Source organism: Falsiroseomonas sp. CW058, assembly GCF_050563535.1.
Taxonomy (GTDB): domain Bacteria; phylum Pseudomonadota; class Alphaproteobacteria; order Acetobacterales; family Acetobacteraceae; genus Falsiroseomonas.
Genome location: NZ_JBNXUO010000027.1, coordinates 1 through 15,028 on the forward strand (window position 1 = coordinate 1; position 15,028 = coordinate 15,028).

At 74.2% G+C, this 15,028-nt stretch carries 14 protein-coding genes; 3 read left to right on the forward strand and 11 right to left on the reverse strand.

Translation table 11 applies throughout. The features are described 5' to 3' along the window. From ACK8OX_RS18895 to ACK8OX_RS18905, 3 genes are all read right to left on the reverse strand, one after another. Positions 1-973 (reverse strand): hypothetical protein (locus ACK8OX_RS18895; RefSeq protein WP_430665789.1); only part of this gene is annotated, 973 nt, incomplete at its 3' end. Beyond that, positions 870-1,712, reverse strand: a complete 843-nt coding sequence (locus ACK8OX_RS18900) for a hypothetical protein (protein ID WP_430665790.1) — start codon at positions 1,710-1,712, stop codon at positions 870-872. The genes ACK8OX_RS18900 and ACK8OX_RS18895, both read right to left, overlap by 104 nt. Next, complete coding sequence (locus tag ACK8OX_RS18905) at positions 1,705-2,649, reverse strand: glycosyltransferase family 2 protein (RefSeq protein WP_430665791.1); 945 nt, start codon at positions 2,647-2,649, stop codon at positions 1,705-1,707. Before ACK8OX_RS18905 ends, ACK8OX_RS18900 begins: the two co-directional genes overlap by 8 nt. Before the next feature lie 84 nt (positions 2,650-2,733). On the opposite strand from ACK8OX_RS18905, the gene ACK8OX_RS18910 reads away from it, so the two are divergent. After that, entirely contained in the window at positions 2,734-3,048 is a 315-nt protein-coding gene (locus ACK8OX_RS18910) for a hypothetical protein (RefSeq protein WP_430665792.1), read from the forward strand. Here the strand turns inward: ACK8OX_RS18910 and ACK8OX_RS18915 are convergent. Then, positions 3,005-4,189: a glycosyltransferase family 4 protein gene (locus ACK8OX_RS18915; protein ID WP_430665793.1), complete on the reverse strand. Its 1,185-nt coding sequence runs from the start codon at positions 4,187-4,189 to the stop codon at positions 3,005-3,007. The genes ACK8OX_RS18910 and ACK8OX_RS18915 overlap by 44 nt on opposite strands. Beyond that, positions 4,186-5,280: a glycosyltransferase family 4 protein gene (locus tag ACK8OX_RS18920; RefSeq protein ID WP_430665794.1), complete on the reverse strand. Its 1,095-nt coding sequence runs from the start codon at positions 5,278-5,280 to the stop codon at positions 4,186-4,188. The genes ACK8OX_RS18915 and ACK8OX_RS18920 overlap by 4 nt, the downstream gene beginning before the upstream one ends. Positions 5,281-5,525: 245 nt before the next feature. Between ACK8OX_RS18920 and ACK8OX_RS18925 the strand changes: the two genes are divergently transcribed. Both ACK8OX_RS18925 and ACK8OX_RS18930 read left to right on the forward strand, forming a co-directional pair. Then, the gene (locus tag ACK8OX_RS18925; RefSeq protein WP_430665795.1) at positions 5,526-6,914 is read left to right on the forward strand and encodes a leucyl aminopeptidase family protein; all 1,389 of its coding nucleotides are present in this window, start codon (positions 5,526-5,528) and stop codon (positions 6,912-6,914) included. A 180-nt stretch (positions 6,915-7,094) separates the two neighbouring features. Beyond that, positions 7,095-7,499 carry a MarR family transcriptional regulator gene (locus ACK8OX_RS18930; protein WP_430665796.1) on the forward strand — a complete coding sequence of 135 codons (405 nt, stop codon included), beginning with the start codon at positions 7,095-7,097 and terminating at the stop codon, positions 7,497-7,499. A 172-nt stretch (positions 7,500-7,671) separates the two neighbouring features. Here ACK8OX_RS18930 and ACK8OX_RS18935 read toward each other — a convergent pair whose 3' ends face one another. The 6 genes from ACK8OX_RS18935 to ACK8OX_RS18960 form a co-directional block, all read right to left on the reverse strand. Further along, positions 7,672-8,604, reverse strand: a complete 933-nt coding sequence (locus tag ACK8OX_RS18935) for a 2-hydroxyacid dehydrogenase (protein ID WP_430665797.1) — start codon at positions 8,602-8,604, stop codon at positions 7,672-7,674. Then, the gene (locus ACK8OX_RS18940; RefSeq protein ID WP_430665798.1) at positions 8,604-9,080 is read right to left on the reverse strand and encodes a hypothetical protein; all 477 of its coding nucleotides are present in this window, start codon (positions 9,078-9,080) and stop codon (positions 8,604-8,606) included. The genes ACK8OX_RS18935 and ACK8OX_RS18940 overlap by 1 nt, the downstream gene beginning before the upstream one ends. After that, positions 9,077-10,726: an ABC transporter ATP-binding protein gene (locus ACK8OX_RS18945; RefSeq protein WP_430665799.1), complete on the reverse strand. Its 1,650-nt coding sequence runs from the start codon at positions 10,724-10,726 to the stop codon at positions 9,077-9,079. The genes ACK8OX_RS18940 and ACK8OX_RS18945 overlap by 4 nt, the downstream gene beginning before the upstream one ends. After that, positions 10,723-11,757, reverse strand: coding sequence for an ABC transporter permease (locus tag ACK8OX_RS18950; protein WP_430665800.1), 1,035 nt, complete (start codon positions 11,755-11,757; stop codon positions 10,723-10,725). Before ACK8OX_RS18950 ends, ACK8OX_RS18945 begins: the two co-directional genes overlap by 4 nt. Beyond that, a complete protein-coding gene (locus tag ACK8OX_RS18955; RefSeq protein ID WP_430665801.1) occupies positions 11,754-12,872 on the reverse strand; it encodes a microcin C ABC transporter permease YejB in 1,119 nt (372 codons plus the stop codon). Before ACK8OX_RS18955 ends, ACK8OX_RS18950 begins: the two co-directional genes overlap by 4 nt. 254 nt (positions 12,873-13,126) lie before the next feature. After that, a complete protein-coding gene (locus tag ACK8OX_RS18960; RefSeq protein ID WP_430665802.1) occupies positions 13,127-14,998 on the reverse strand; it encodes an extracellular solute-binding protein in 1,872 nt (623 codons plus the stop codon). Between the last annotated feature and the right edge of the window lie 30 nt (positions 14,999-15,028).

Genomic DNA, 15,028 nt, shown 5'->3' on the forward strand with positions numbered 1-15,028 from the left:
GCATGTCGAGCAAGGCAAGGCTGGCCTCGGCCGGCACCAGCATCGCCCCCGCCTCGGCCTGACCTTCCGCCAGGGTCAGCCCGGCGGCGGCCAGCGCGGTCTGCTGTTCCTCCGACGCGCCGGGCGCCGCCAGCGGCCCCGGCGCGCCGCGCAGCAGGGCCAGCGCCTCGGGCGGGGGCAGGGCGGTCTCGGCCGCGGTCTCGGCCAGCGCGCGGGCCAGCGTCGCGCTCGGCGCGCCGCCGTCGAGGGCGTCGATCCGCGCCTCCAGCGCGCGCAGCGTCTCGGCCTGTTGCAGCGCGAAGGAGGTGAAGCGCTGCGTCTGTTCCGACACCGCCGCCTGGCGCGTCGCCGCCAGTGCCTCCTCGAACCGGGCGAGGCGCGGGGCGGCATTGGCCAGGCGCTTCAGCCCGCGCGCGGTGCGGGTGGCCGGGCGCAGCGCGGCACCGAGCGGCGATTCGCGCAGCCGCCGCCGCACGCGGTCGCTGAAGGCCTGCAGGGCGACGCCGGGGATGGTCGCGCCCCGCGCCTTCGCCTCCGGCTCGCGCAGCAGGCGGTCGAGGAAGACGGCGCGCGTCATCCGCCGCCGCATGTCCCAGTTGGCGCGCTCCAGCTCCCGCGCATCCGGGGACCGGCCGAGGGCGACGCGGAAGGCGGCCTCGATGAAGGCGTCCTCCGGCAGCTGCTCGAACTCGGCGCAGGTCGCGGGCAGCGCGTCCATGGCGAGCGCGCCGGCCGCCAGGGCCTGGCGCCGCGCCGCGAGCTCGGCGCGGATGCGGGCCATGATGGCGTCGAGTTCCGCATCGTCGGGCGAGGCGGGCAGGCGGGCGCGGTCCAGCGTCGTGCTCCGGTGCAGCGTGGGGTGGCAGCTTCTAGCCCAGCCGCCCCGGCCCCGGAAGCGCGGGCGGCAGGTGGGCGGCGCTCCGCGCCAGGCCGAGATCGGCGCCGAGGTCGAGCGCCCGGCGCGTCGCGGCAAGCGGCAGGTCCAGCGCGCGGAGCGCGGCGGGGTCGTAGGCCGCCGCCGTCGCCGCCCGCGCCAGCGCGGCCGCATCCGGCAGGGCGTGCAGCGGGTGGTGCGGGCGCAGCCCGGCGAAGCCCGCCGCCTCGGCCAGGACCGGCAGGCCGCTGGCCAGCGCCGCCGCCTGGTCGGGCACGCGGGCGCCGGCCGGCAGCAGCACGGCATCGGCCTGCGCGGCATCGCCCGCCGCGGCGAAGGGCCCGGCCGCCTCGCCCCCCGGCAGCAGGACGGTGAGGGGCGCGAGCGTCCGGCGCCAGACCTCCCGCCCGGCCTCGATCATCCGGGCCCGCGCCGCCGCGTCCCCCGCGACCCACAGCCGCAGGCCGAGCGCGGGGTCCGGCGGGGCAGGCTGGCGCGGCGCGGAGGGGGCGGCGTGCGGCACCGCGACGGCGGGCAGCGCGCTGCGGAGGCGGAAGGCCCATTCCTCCTCGTCGCGCAGTGTCCAGACCAGGCCGGCCGTGCCGGTCGCCGCGGGCAGCTCCGCGCCGGCATCGAGGATGCGCAGCGCGCCCTCCGGCGCGGCGGCCAGCGCCGCGGCATCGGGCGCGACCGCGACCTCGGCCGCCGCGGCATCCCCGACCGGCTCCGCGCCGAGCGCGGCCAGCCGCGTGAGGAGCGCCGCGCGCCGGTCCGCCGCGAAACCCGCGGGCGCGGGGGCGAGCCAGACCCGGCGGCCGCGCCAGCCGGCGTCAGCCATCGGCGTCGCGCAGGCCGCCGAGCAGCGCCGTGGTCAGCTTGTGGATGCCGTAGACCTGCTGGGCGAACCGCGCCGGGTCCTCGGTGGGCTGCGCCAGCCCGTGCAGGTTGCGCTGGTCGGCCGGCAGCTGCGACAGGATCCAGGTCAGCCCGCGCCAGGCTTCCGGCCCCGCGGCCGTGGCGCGGCCGGGGTCCTGGAGGAATTCCGACACCGCCTGCCAGGCGATGCGGCGGCGGAACCAGCCGGGCGTCAGCCGGCCGGGGTCGATATGGTGCCGGACCGAGGCGGCGGGGGCATAGCCGATGCGCCCGCCCGCCGCGGCGATGCGCGCCAGCAGGTCCGTCTCCTCGTTGGACAGCAGCGTCCCGCCGCCGCCGATACGGCCGAGCGCGGTGGAGAAGCCGCCCGCGGCGTCCAGCGCGGTCCGGCGGAAGGCGATGTTGGCGCCGGCCAGCCATTCGCCCTCGGCGCAGAGCCGCAACTCGCCCCCCCAGTCCACCACCGTCAGCAGGCCGAGCAGCGCGTCGTCCAGCCAGGGCGGCCGCGGCCCGGGGAAGACCGGCTCCACCCGGCCGCCCACCGCATCGGCGCCCAGCCGGTCGAAGGCCTCGACCAGCCGCTCCAGCAGGTCCGGCCCGGCTTCCGCATCGTCGTCCATGTAGTGCAGCAGCGGCGCCCGCGCCGCCGCGGCGCCGATGTTGCGGGCATTGGACAGGCCGGGCCGCGGTTCCAGCAGGTAGCGCAGCCAGGGCCGGCCGGCATGGCGCGCCGCCACCGCGGCGGCCCCCGCCTGGTCCGGCGAGTTGTCGACGACCACCACCTCGTAGCGGCCGGGGCCGAGGCTCTGCGCCGCCAGGCTGGCCAGCGCGGCCTCCAGCAGGTCGTGGCGGGCATGGGTGGCGACGATCGTGGTGATTGCCGGATCGGTGGCGGTCATCGGTGCCTTGGCTGCGGGCGCGGCGTGGCCGGACGCGGTCCGGCGCCCGTCGGGGCTGCAATTGCAGGTTGTTCCACGCTAAGCATGATGACCATGCGCCCCGACGAGACACAACCCATCCCCGAAGCCGAGGCGGCGCTGCTCCGCCTGGAGCGCGACGGCGCCGAGGCGGAGGCGCGGGCGCTGCGCGAGCGGCTCGGCGACCGCCTCACCGAACTCGGCGTCGCGCTGCGGGAGGCGGAGGCGGCGCGCGCCGCGCAGGCCGCGGCCGTGGCGGAGCGCGACGCGGCGCGGGCCGAGCGCGACGCGGCGCGGGCCGAGCTTGCCGCGCTGCGGGCCTCGACCTCCTGGCGGGTCACCGCGCCGCTGCGGCGGCTGGCGCGGCGGCTGGGGCGCTGAGCAGGGCCGCGTAGTCGGGCGCGGGGAAGGCCACCGGCGGCGGGCGCAGCGGCGCGTCGGCCAGGCGGCGCAGCGCCGCGACCAGCGCGGCCTCGTCCGGTTCCGCCCAGCGCAGGCCGGGATGGTGGTAGGTGGCCTGCGGGTCCTCGGCGGGGACCAGGGCATAGGGCAGGGCGATGCAGCCCGGCCCCCCCATGAAATCCATGTTGCCCGACCAGCCGGTGGCGATGACGGCGCGGCCGAGCGCCATCGCCTCCGCGATCGCCAGGCCGTAGCCCTCGGCCCGGTGGGGGGAGACCACCACATCGGCCGCCGCCATCAGCGCCCAGAGATCCTCCGGCGGCAGCACGGCATCAAGGATGCGGATGTTGGGCGCCGCGGCGGCGGCCGCCGCGATCTCGGCCCAGGCGGGGCCGGCGCGGCCGGCGCCATGGGTCTTCAGCAGCAGGATGCGGTCCGCCCGGTCGCCGAAGGCGGCGCGATGGGCGCGGATCGCCGCCATCGGGTTCTTCCGCGCGAGGGAGGAGCCGGCATCGAACATCGCCAGCGCGACGAAGGCCCCCGCCGGCAGGCCGAAGGCGTCGCGGCCGAGCGGCGCGGGGCGCGGCGCCGGCATCGGGTGGGGCACCACGCGCACCGGCAGGGGGCCGGCGGCGCGTACCGCGTCCGCCACGAAGCGGCTCGGCACCCAGATCTCGTGCGCGAAGCGGAACCCCGGCCGCCAGTCCGGCGGCAGCCGGGGCAGTTCCCAGGCCCAGTAGCCGATCACCCGCTTCGGCCCGACCGCCCCCCGGCCGAGCGCGGCCATCGCCCAGGGCTGCATGAAGCCGTTCACATGCACCACGATGCTGCCCGGCCCCGGCGCGGGGGGATGCAGGGGTTCGGGCTGCGCGCCCTGCCGCAGCGCGGCGGTGAGGTCCGCCTCCCCCGGGCCGAGGCCCTGGTCGCGCATCGCGGCCAGCATGCGCCGCGCGCCCTCGCCGAGCCCGGTCGGCGCCGAGAGGAAGCCCGCCACGGTCACCGGCCCGCCGGCATCCGGCACCGCCGCCGGGCGGGGCGCGACCAGCGCCTTCCACCCGAACAGCAGCCGGCGCCGCGGACCGCGCGGCAGCGCCTGCCACAGCCGGTGCAGCGCGCTCATCGCAGCACCCGCCGCAGGCCGGCGACCAGCGCCTCGGACGCTGCGCCCCAGTCGGCCGCGTCCCGGCCGGCGCGCGCGGCCTCGGCGCGCAGCGGCGCCAGCGCATCCGGCGCGCAGAGCCGCGCCATCGCCTCGGCCAGCGACTCAGCCGTGACGGCGGCGGCGAGCACGCCGCCCGCCCCCTCCCGCACCTGTTCCGACAGACCGCCGACCGGGGTCGCCACCACCGGCACGCCCATCGCCAGCGCCTGCGGCGCCACGCCGGACTGGCTCGCCTCGCGATAGGGAAGGACCACGGCATCGGCCTCGGCCAGCAGGGCGGGGATCTCGGCCTCGGCCACCCAGCGCGGCTCGACCGTCACGCCGGGCAGGGCGGCGAGGCCGGGCGCGCAGGCTTCCGCATCGCCCTCCCCCACCACCCGCAGCCGCGCCCCGGGGTGGCGGGCATGCAGCAGCGCGAAGGCGTCGCGCAGCAGGTCGAGCCCCTTGTAGGCCCGCAGCCGGCCGAAGAAGAGGAAGCGGACCTCGCCCGGCGTGGCGCCGGGCCGGGCCGGGGCGGGTGCGGCGGCGAGCAGGGCGGGCAGCGGCATGCGGATGACCGGCAGGCCGGGCGCGCGCCGCGCAAGCTCCGCCGCCACCGCGCCCGACAGCGCGACGGCGGCGCGCGCCGCCGCCAGTTCCCGCCCCAGCCGCCAGTCCCAGGCGAAGGCCGGGTCGCCCGGATGCGGCGCCGCGTCGTGCACCACCGGGACATAGGGAATGCCGGCGCGCGCCAGGCGCGGCGCCGCCCAGGGCGTCCAGAGATGCGTCATCGCGGAGACCACGACCTCCGCCCCGCGGGCGCTGTCCACCAACGCCCGCGACACGGCCGGCATGCGCGGGAGCGAGGTGACGAATCCAAGCCGGTCGCGATACGTCCGCACGATGTGGACCGGCACCCCGATGGCGCGGAAGGCGGGCAGCAGCTCGCCCTGCGCCGAGAGCGACAGTTCCAGGGAGACATCGCCGCGGCCGGCCAGGCCGCGCGCGAGGCCGAGGGCGAATTGCGCCCCGCCGCCGCGGCGGCCCCAGTACCACAGCAGGATCCGCATGCCGCTGCCCCCAGCGCAGTCCCAGCCGACATGCACCCGCCCCGGCGCCGGGGATGCGGCAGGGTCCGGCGCGGCTGCGCCCATGCACGGCACGGGTCGAGACAGCCTAGCAGCGGGCCCGCCCGGCCGGAAGGCGGCGGCCTTCAGCGGGGGGCGGCTGCACGTATTGGTTGCGGAATCGGTCGCATGCTAGCGTCGTTGGCCATGGCGATCGCCGGGCGCGGGGCCCGCCTTCAGGAGGATTCATGCTGGACGGTCTGACCGGGACGGATGCGGGCGCGCTGCCCCTGCATGCGGTCACCCCCGCGGGGCTTCCCGCGCTGCTCGCCGCGCTGCCGGCGCCACAGGCGGCCTTCCTGCGCGCCGCGGGCTTCGCCGCCAAGGCGCAGGACCTGCGCCTGCTGCCGACGGCGGAGGGGATCGGCGGGGCGGTGCTCGGCCTCGGCGCCGACCCGTCGGAAGCGGCCTCCCCCTGGGCCTTTGGCGGCGCGCCCTTCGCCCTGCCGGAGGGCACGGCCTGGAGGATCGAGGGCGCGCCGGACGCGGCAGCCGCGACGCTCGGCTGGTGCCTCGGCGCCTACCGGTTCCGGCAGTTCAGGACCGCCGCGGCGCGCGGGCCCGCGCTGCTGGCCGCCCCTGCCGGCACCGAGGCCGCGCAGGCCGAGGCCGCCGCCATCTGCCGCGGCCGGGACCTGGTGAACCTGCCCGCCAACCACCTGGGTCCGGCCGAACTCGCCGCCGCGGTCGGGCGGCTCGCGGCCGCGCATGGCGCGGGCTTCGAGGTGATCGAGGGCGCGGCGCTGGCCGAGGGCTTCCCCGCCGTGCAGGCGGTGGGCGGCGGCAGCCCGCGCGCGCCGCGCGTGGCGGTGCTGCGCTGGGAAGGGCGGGCGGACGGCCCGCTCGTCGCGCTCTGCGGCAAGGGCGTGTGCTTCGACACCGGCGGGCTCGACATCAAGCCGGCCGGCGCCATGCTGCGCATGAAGAAGGACATGGGCGGCGCCGCGGCGGCGATGGCGACCGCGGAGATGCTGATGGCGGCCCGTGCGCCGGTGCGCCTGCTGCTGCTGGTGGGGGCGGTGGAGAACGCGGTCTCGGGCGAGGCCTTCCGGCCGCTCGACGTCATCCGCACCCGCAAGGGGCTGACGGTGGAGATCGGCAACACCGACGCCGAGGGGCGGCTGGTGCTGGCGGACCTGCTGTGCTTCGCGGCGGAATCGCAGCCGTCGCTGGTGGTGGACTTCGCGACGCTGACGGGCGCGGCGCGCGTCGCGCTCGGCCCCGATCTTCCTGCGTTGTTTTGCGACGATGACCAGGTTTCGGAACGGATCTTGTCTTCCGGTCTCCTGCATCGTGACGAGTTGTGGCGGATGCCGTTACAGAAAAATTATGTTTCCTGGCTGGACAGTTCCGTGGCGGACCTCAACAACGTCTCCACGAAACCCATGGCGGGCGCGATCACGGCCGCACTCTTCCTGCGCCATTTCGTGCCGGACGGGCTGCGCTGGGCGCATATCGACCTGTATGCCTGGAACGATGGTTCCCGCCCTGGGCGGCCGGAAGGGGGCGAGGTTCAGGCTGCACGCGCCGTCGCGCGGGCCGTCCTCACGCATCCATCCGGTTGGATGACAACTTGAGACGGTAACAAAGCCAAGATGAAACGGGAACTTTCTGGGTCAAGCCGCACTCAGAAGAGTGCATCGCGAGAGCACCTTTCACGCAGCAGCACATCGGAGGAGCGCGCCCGCGCACGGGCCGGATCCAAGGCAAAGGCTACCGCCACCGGCCGGAAGCGCGCCCAGGAAGGATTTAAGGACATGGCCACGCAAACCAATCCGGATACGCTGGTCGGCATTCTGAGGGACACCGTCGTCGCATTGGTCCGTCGCGACGGTCCCGACCTGTCGGCGCGCCAGCTCGGCGTCTTCCTCACCGTCTACCTGACGGACGGGCCGCACACCGTGCGCGGCCTGGCGGCGGAGCTGAACGTCTCCAAGCCCGCCATAACCCGCGCGCTTGACCGGCTGGGCGAACTGGACCTGGCGCGGCGCAAGGTGGACCCGATGGACCGCCGCAGCGTGCTGGTCCAGCGCACGCTGAAGGGCGCGGCCTTCCTGCGCGACATGCGCAGCATCATGGCCCAGGCCGAGCAGACCGCGCGCGAGGCGCCGCCCGTGACCGACGTGGCGGTCGAGGCGAACGCGCCGCGCAAGGTGGGCTGACGGCCGGGGAGCCGTCCCGTCCTTCCAAATTCAGGGGAGGGACGGGGCGCTTCACCCGCCCGGCGCCGCCCAAGGCGTGATCCGCGCCGATGCAAGCGCAGGTCACGCTTTCGTCCATTCCTCCATCGCCTGATCCACCGCTCCGGCGATCCCGCCTCCGCGGGTCGCGGCGCTAGTATCCTGCCGAGAAATCCACGAGGTTCACCAGCGGCCGCCCTTCCCGCGCGCGGCGGAGGTTGTCCACCACCTGCGGCGCGGCGCTGGCGGGGATGGTGATGCTGGCCGCATGCGGCGTCATCACCACCTTCGGATGCGACCAGTACGGGTGGTCCGCCGGCAGCGGTTCCGGCTGGAAGACGTCGAGCGCGGCGCCGGCCAGATGCCCGCCATCCAGCGCGGCCAGCAGGTCCGCATCCACCACATGCCCCCCGCGCGCCCCGTTGATGACGAAGCCGCCGCGCGGCATGAGGCCGAGCAGCGACGCATCCACGATGCCGCGCGTCTCCGGCGTCAGCGGCAGGAGGCAGACCAGGATGTCGCTGCGCGCCGCCATGGCGCGGAGCCCGTCCGGGCCGTGCAGGTTCTCCACCCCCTCCACCGCCTTCGGCCGGCGCGTCCAGCCCATCACCGGGAAGCCGATGCCCCGCAGCAGCCCCGCCGCATGGGTGCCGAGTTCCCCGAGCCCGAGGATGCCGATGCGCCGTTCCGCCGTGACCGGCGCCGGGAGCTCCCGCCAGACGCGGTCGCGCTGCTGCGCGCGATAGTCGGGGTCCTGCCGGTGGAAGCGCAGCACGTTCAGCAGCACCCATTCGCCCATCTGCGTCGTCAGCATCCGGTCCACCAGCCGCGCAACCGGGATGCCGGGCGGCGGTCCCGGCGGGCGCAGCAGGTGATCGACCCCCGCCCCCATGGAGACGATGAGCTTCAGCTTCGGGTAGCGCCGCAGCTCCGCCATGTCATGCGCGGTCCAGACCACCGCCGCCTCGATCCCCGCGGGGTCGCCGGCATCGGGGAACATGCGGATGTCGAGCGTGGGATCGACCGCGAGCAGCGCGTCGCGCCAGGCTTTCATCGCCTGCGCCTTGGTCGAGAGCAGCACGGCCATCAGGCGGCTTCCTTCGTCGGGGCCGGCGCGGAGCCCGCTTCGGCCGTCACCATGCGCACGAAGCTGCGCCAGTCGTCGCGCCGCGTGGCGGCGAATTTGCGCCCGTCCGGCAGTTCGGCGAACAGCGTCAGCAGGCCCTTGGCCCAGAGCGCGTCGAAATGCGTGTCGGATTGCAGCGCCCAGGCGCAGCTGCGGTCGAAGACGCCGTCCTTCACCTTCGGCTGCACCCTGGCCAGCCACCACCAGCAGCCGATCGCCAGGATCACGCCGCCCACATAGTAGTGCGTCAGCACCGTCGCCGCGAAGGAGGAGGTGAGGATCACCGCCACCGGCCAGACATTCTCGCCATAGCGGTACACCGGGCTGCCCGGCGAGTTCATCTTGCGGATATGGACGCCGAGCTTCAGGCGCTGCGAGTCGAGCAGGCGCTTCATCAGCTCGAGCGGCGGCGTCGGCTCGGGGTCGTCGTCGTTCACGTCCGGACATGTCCTGCGGGATCGGCGGCCAGGTCGAAGGCCGCCGCCATCAGGGCCCGCGTGTAGGGCTGTTGCGGGGCGGCGACAACCGCTTCCGCCTCCCCCTCCTCCACCACCCGCCCGTCCTTCAGCACGACGATCCGGTGCGCCACGGCGCGCACCACCCGCAGGTCGTGCGAGATGAACAGGTAGGCCAGCCGGTGCCGCGCCTGCAGGTCCCGCAGCAGTTCCACCACCTGCGCCTGCACGCTGACGTCGAGCGCGCTGGTCGGCTCGTCCAGCACCACCAGGCGCGGCTTCAGCACGAGCGCCCGGGCGATGGCGATGCGCTGCCGCTGCCCGCCGCTGAACTCATGCGGGTAGCGTTCGGTCATCGAGGCGTCGAGCCCGACCTCCGCCAGCGCCTCCGCGACGCGGGACGCCGTCCCGGCCGCCGACAGGCGTTCATGCACCGCCAGGCCCTCGCCCACGATCTCGCCCACCGTCATGCGCGGCGACAGGCTGCCATAGGGGTCCTGGAAGACGATCTGCATCCGCCGCCGCAGCGGGCGGAGCTCGGCGCGGTCCAGCCGCTCGATCTGCCGGCCCTCGAAGCGGATCGGCCCCTCGCTCGCCTCGAGCCGCAGCAGCGCGAGGCCGAGCGTGGTCTTGCCGCTGCCGCTCTCCCCCACCAGCCCGACCGTCTCGCCTTCCCGGATGGCGACGCTGACGCCGTCCACCGCCTTCACATGCGCCACGGTCCGGCGCAGCAGGCCGACCTTGACGGGGAAATGGACCTTCACCCCCTCGGCCTGCAGCACCTCGGGCGCGGCGGGCGCGACGGCGGCGGGGCGGCCGCGCGGTTCGGTCGCCAGCAGCATCCGCGTGTAGTCGTGGCGGGGGTTGGCGAAGACCTCCGCCACCGGCCCGGCCTCCACCGCGCGGCCGTGGCGCATGACCACCACGCGGTCGGCGTGGCGGCGGACGATCTGCAGGTCGTGCGTGATCAGCAGCATCGCCATGCCGAGCCGGCGCTTGAGGTCGGCCAGCAGTTCCAGGATCTGCGCCTGGATCGTGACGTCGAGCGCGGTGGTCGGCTCGTCGGCGATCAGCAGGGCGGGGTCGTTGGCCAGCGCCGCCGCGATCATCACCCGCTGCCGCTGCCCGCCCGAGAGCTGGTGCGGATAGGCGCCGAGCCGGGATTCGGCCTGCGGGAAGCCGGCGCGGGACAGCAGTTCCACCACGCGCGCGCGCAGCGCCTCCCCGGCGATCGGGCGGTGCAGCGTCACCGCCTCGCTCACCTGGCGGCCGACGCTGTGCAGGGGGTTGAGGCTGGTCATCGGTTCCTGGAAGACCATGCCGGCCACGCCGCCGCGCAGCCGCCGCAGCGCCTCCTCCGGCGCGGTCAGGACCTCGGTCCCGTCCAGCAGGATGCGGCCTTCCGGGTTGGTGCCGCCGGTCGAGAGCAGGCGCAGGCAGGACAGCGCGGTGACGGACTTGCCGGACCCCGATTCACCGACCAGCGCCAGCGTCTCCCCCCGGTGCAGGTCGAAGGACACGCCTTCCACCACGCGCCGGCCGCGGAAGGCGACGGCGAGGTTCTCGACCGCGAGGAGCGGGGCGCCCATCGCCCGCCGCGCGCCTTCGTCAGGGGTCGGCGGGCTCATCGCCCGCCTCCGGGCAACTTCCTCGGGTCGAAGGCGTCGCGCACCGCCTCCCCCACGAAGATCAGCAGCGTCAGCACGCCGCCAAGGACGAAGAAGGCGGTGATGCCGAGCCAGGGGGCCTGCATGTTGTTCTTCCCCTGGCTGACGAGTTCCCCGAGCGAGGCCGAGCCCGGCGGCAGCCCGAAGCCGAGGAAATCGAGGCTGGCCAGCACGGTGACGGAGCCCGACAGGACGAAGGGCAGGAAGGTCAGGGTCGCGACCATCGCGTTGGGCAGGATGTGGCGCCACATCACCACCGTGTCGGAGACGCCCATCGCCTTGGCCGCGCGCACATAGTCGAAGTTGCGGCCGCGCAGGAATTCCGCCCGCACCACGCCGGTCAGCCCCATCCAGCTGAACAGCAGCAGGAAGACCAGCAGCGTCCAGAAGCTCGGCTCGATCACGCTGGCCAGGATGATGAGGAGGTACAGCTGCGGCATGCCCGACCAGATCTCGATGAAGCGCTGGAAGCCGAGATCGACCCACCCCCCGTAGTAGCCCTGCACCGCCCCGGCCGCGATGCCGATGGCGGAGCTGACGATGGTCAGGCTGAAGCCGAACAGGATGGAGATGCGGAAGCCGTAGATGACCCGCGCCAGCACGTCGCGCGACTGGTCGTCGGTGCCCAGCAGGTTCCGCGCCGAGGGCGGCGCCGGGGAAGGCCGGCCGAGGTCGCGCACCACCGTCGCATGCGCATAGGGGATCGCCGGCCAGACCGCCCAGCCGCCGCGGTCCTGGAATTCCTTCCGCAGTTCCGGGTCGTGCCAGTCCATCTCGATCGGCAGGCCGCCGGGGATCACCTCCTCCTCCGCGTAGCTCACCAGCACGGGGAACAGCCAGCGGTCGTCCACGCGCGCGACCAGCGGGCGGTCATTCGCGATGAACTCGGCGAACAGCGTGAGGAGGAACAGGGCCAGGAAGATCCACATCGACCAGTAGCCGCGGCGGTTGGCCTTGAAGTTCTCGATCCGGCGGCGGGCGATGGGCGTCACCGCCGCGCCTCGAAGTCGATGCGGGGGTCCACCACGGTGTACATCACGTCCCCCACGATCTGCATCACCAGCCCGAGCAGGGTGAAGATGTAGAGGGTGGCGAACATGATCGGGTAGTCGCGCCGGATCGCCGCCTCGAACCCCAGCAGGCCGAGCCCGTCGAGCGAGAAGACGATCTCCACCAGCAGCGCGCCGGTGAACAGGATGCCGATGAAGGCGGCCGGGAAGCCCGCGATGATCAGCAGCATCGCGTTGCGGAAGACGTGGCCGTAGAGCACCCGCGTCTCGCTGTTGCCCTTGGCCTTGGCGGTCAGCACGTATTGCTTGCCGATCTCGTCGAGGAAGCTGTTCTTGGTCAGCATGGTCAGCCCCGCGAAGCCGCCGATGACCAGCGCCAGCGTCGGCAGCGCCATGTGCCAGGCATAGTCCAGCGCGCGCTGCCAGAAGGGCCAGGTCTCGCTGCCCGCGCTCGCCAGGCCGCGCAGCGGGAACCACTGCACGAAGGACCCGCCCGCGAACAGCACCACCAGCAGGATGGCGAACAGGAAGCCCGGGATCGCATAGCCCACCAGCACCACGCCCGAGGTCGCGACATCGAAGCGCGACCCGTCCCGCACCGCCTTGCGGATACCGAGCGGGATGGACACCAGGTAGATGATCAGCGTGGACCAGAGCCCGAGCGAGATGGAGACGGGCATCTTCTCCAGGATCAGGTCCACCACCGGTCGGTCGCGGAACAGGCTGCGGCCGAAGTCGAAGGTCAGGTAGCCCAGCATCATCTCCTGGAAGCGGACATGGGCGGGCTTGTCGAAGCCGAACATCCTCTCGATGTCGCGCACGATGGCGGGGTCGAGCCCCCGCGCCCCGCGATAGGTGCCGACCGGCCCGCCGCCCTCGCCCGATGCCGCGCCGGGGCTGTTGGCGCCGGGCTGGCGCACCTCGCCCCCGCCTTCGCCGGTGAGGCGCCCGAGCGTCTGCCCCTCGCCGCGCAACTCGGCCAGCATCTGCTCGACCGGGCCGCCGGGGGCGAACTGCACGACGGCGAAGTTGATGAGGATGATGCCGAACAGCGTCGGGACGACGAGCAGCAGGCGGCGGAGGATGTACGCGGCCATGGATGCGCCTAGTGGCCCGCAAGGGGGCTTCGCCCCCCTGCACCCCCCACCAGGAGGCAGTGGCCTCCTGGACCTCGGGACAGGCGTGGTCCGGAGGAGGGGCACGGCGCGCGCTTCGGGGCAGGCACGGGCTCGTCGCCCCTCCTCCGGACCACGCTGAACTCATGGGTTCCAAGGGGCCGCTGCCCCTTGGCGGGAGGGGTGCGGGGAGGGCGGAGCCCTCCCTGCGGCGCCACCCTGCGCGCCACCGCCACCTACAGGGTCCGCCTGGCGTCGCCCAGCGCCCGGTCCTTCGCCGCGTCCACCCACCAGCTGTCGAGGCCGAGCGCGTATCGCGGGTTCCGCTCCGGCCGGCCGAACTTGTCCCAGTAGGCGATGCGGAAGCTGCGGCTGTGCCAGTGGGGGATGACGAAGTTGTTCCACAGCAGCACGCGGTCCAGCGCGCGGGTGCGGGCGACGAGTTCCTCGCGGTCGGGCGCGGTGACGACCAGCTCCACCAGCTCGTCGACCGCGGGGTCGCAGATGCCGGCGACGTTCTGGCTGCCGTTCTCCCGTGCCTTGTCGCAGGTGAAGTAGTCCCGCTGCTCGTTCCCGGGGGACAGGCTCTGGCCCATGCTGTCCACCGTCATGTCGTAGTCGAAGGCGTCGATGCGGGTCTGGTACTGCGCGGGGTCCACGCTGCGCACGCGCACGCCCATGCCGACGCGTTCCAGCGCCTGGACATAGGGCAGGGCGATCCGTTCGAAGGTGGGGCCCTGGATCAGGATCTCGAATTCGAAGCGCTGGCCGCGCGGGTTCACCAGCCGGCGGTCCTGCACGCGCCAGCCCGCTTCCTGCAGCAGCGCCAGCGCGCGGCGCAGCCCTTCGCGGTTGTTGCCGGACCCGTCGGTGACGGGCAGGCGGTATTCGGTGGTGAAGACCTCGTTCGGGATGCGGCCGCGGAAGCGTTCCAGGATGGCCAGTTCCCGCCCCGCCGGCAGGCCGGAGGAGGCGAGTTCCGAGTTGGAGAAGTAGGAGGAGGTGCGCGCATAGGCGCCGAAGAACAGGTTGGCGTTCATCCACTCGAAGTCGAACAGTTCGACCAGCGCGCGGCGCACGCGGGCGTCCTGGAACAGCGGGCGGCGCAGGTTGACGGCCCAGGACTGCATCCCGGTCGGCAACTCGTGGCGGATCTCGTCGAGCTTCACGAGGCCGCGGCGGCGGGCGGGGAAGTCGTAGGCCGTCGCCCAGTCCCGCGCCACGTTCTCTGTGCGGAAGTCGATCTGGCCGGCCTTGAAGGCTTCCAGCGCCACGGTGGTGTCGCGGAAATACTCGTAGCGCATGGTGTCGAAGTTCTGCGTGCCGCGGCAGGTCGGGATGTCGCGCGCCCACCAGTCCTCCACGCGGCGGTAGACCACGCTGCGCCCGGCCTCGAACCGCTCGATCCGGTAGGGGCCGGAGCCCAGCGGCGCTTCCAGCAGCGGGCGGGTGAAGTCGCGCGTCGCCCACCAATGCGCCGGCAGAACCGGCATCTGGCCGAGGATCAGGGCCAGTTCCCGGTTCTCGTTGCTGCGGAAGCGGAAGGTCGCGCGGCGTTCGGATTCCGCCACCACCTCCGTCACGTCGCCCCAGTAGGACCGGTAGAAGGGCCGGCCGTGCTGGCGGAGCGTGTTGAAGGTGAAGACCACGTCGGCGGCGGTGACGGGGCGGCCATCGTGCCAGCGCGCGGCGGGGTTGATCTCGAAGCTGACGCCGAGGCGGTCCGCCGGCAGGTCGATCCACTGCGCCAGGTAGGGGTATTCGGTGCTGGCCTCGTCCGCGCTTTCCTTCAGCAGCGTGTCGTAGATCATCGTGCTGCCGACGGCGGCGGTGCCGCGGATGATGAAGCCGTTGAAGCTGTCGAAGCTGCCAAGGGCGGTCAGCGCGATCTCGCCGCCCTTCGGCGCCGCCGGGTTCACCCAGGGGAAATGCGGGAAGTCGGCCGGCAGCGCGGGCTCGCCCAGCAGCGACAGCGCATGGGTGCGGACCGCCTGGCCCGGCGCGGCGGTGCCGCCGGCGGGGGTGGCGGCCCGCAGGACCCCGGGCGCGAGACCCCAGGAGGTCGCGAAGGGGGCGGCGGAGAGCGAGAGGAGGTCGCGGCGGCGCATGGCGTGAGTTTGGGGTCTCGCCCGCCCGCC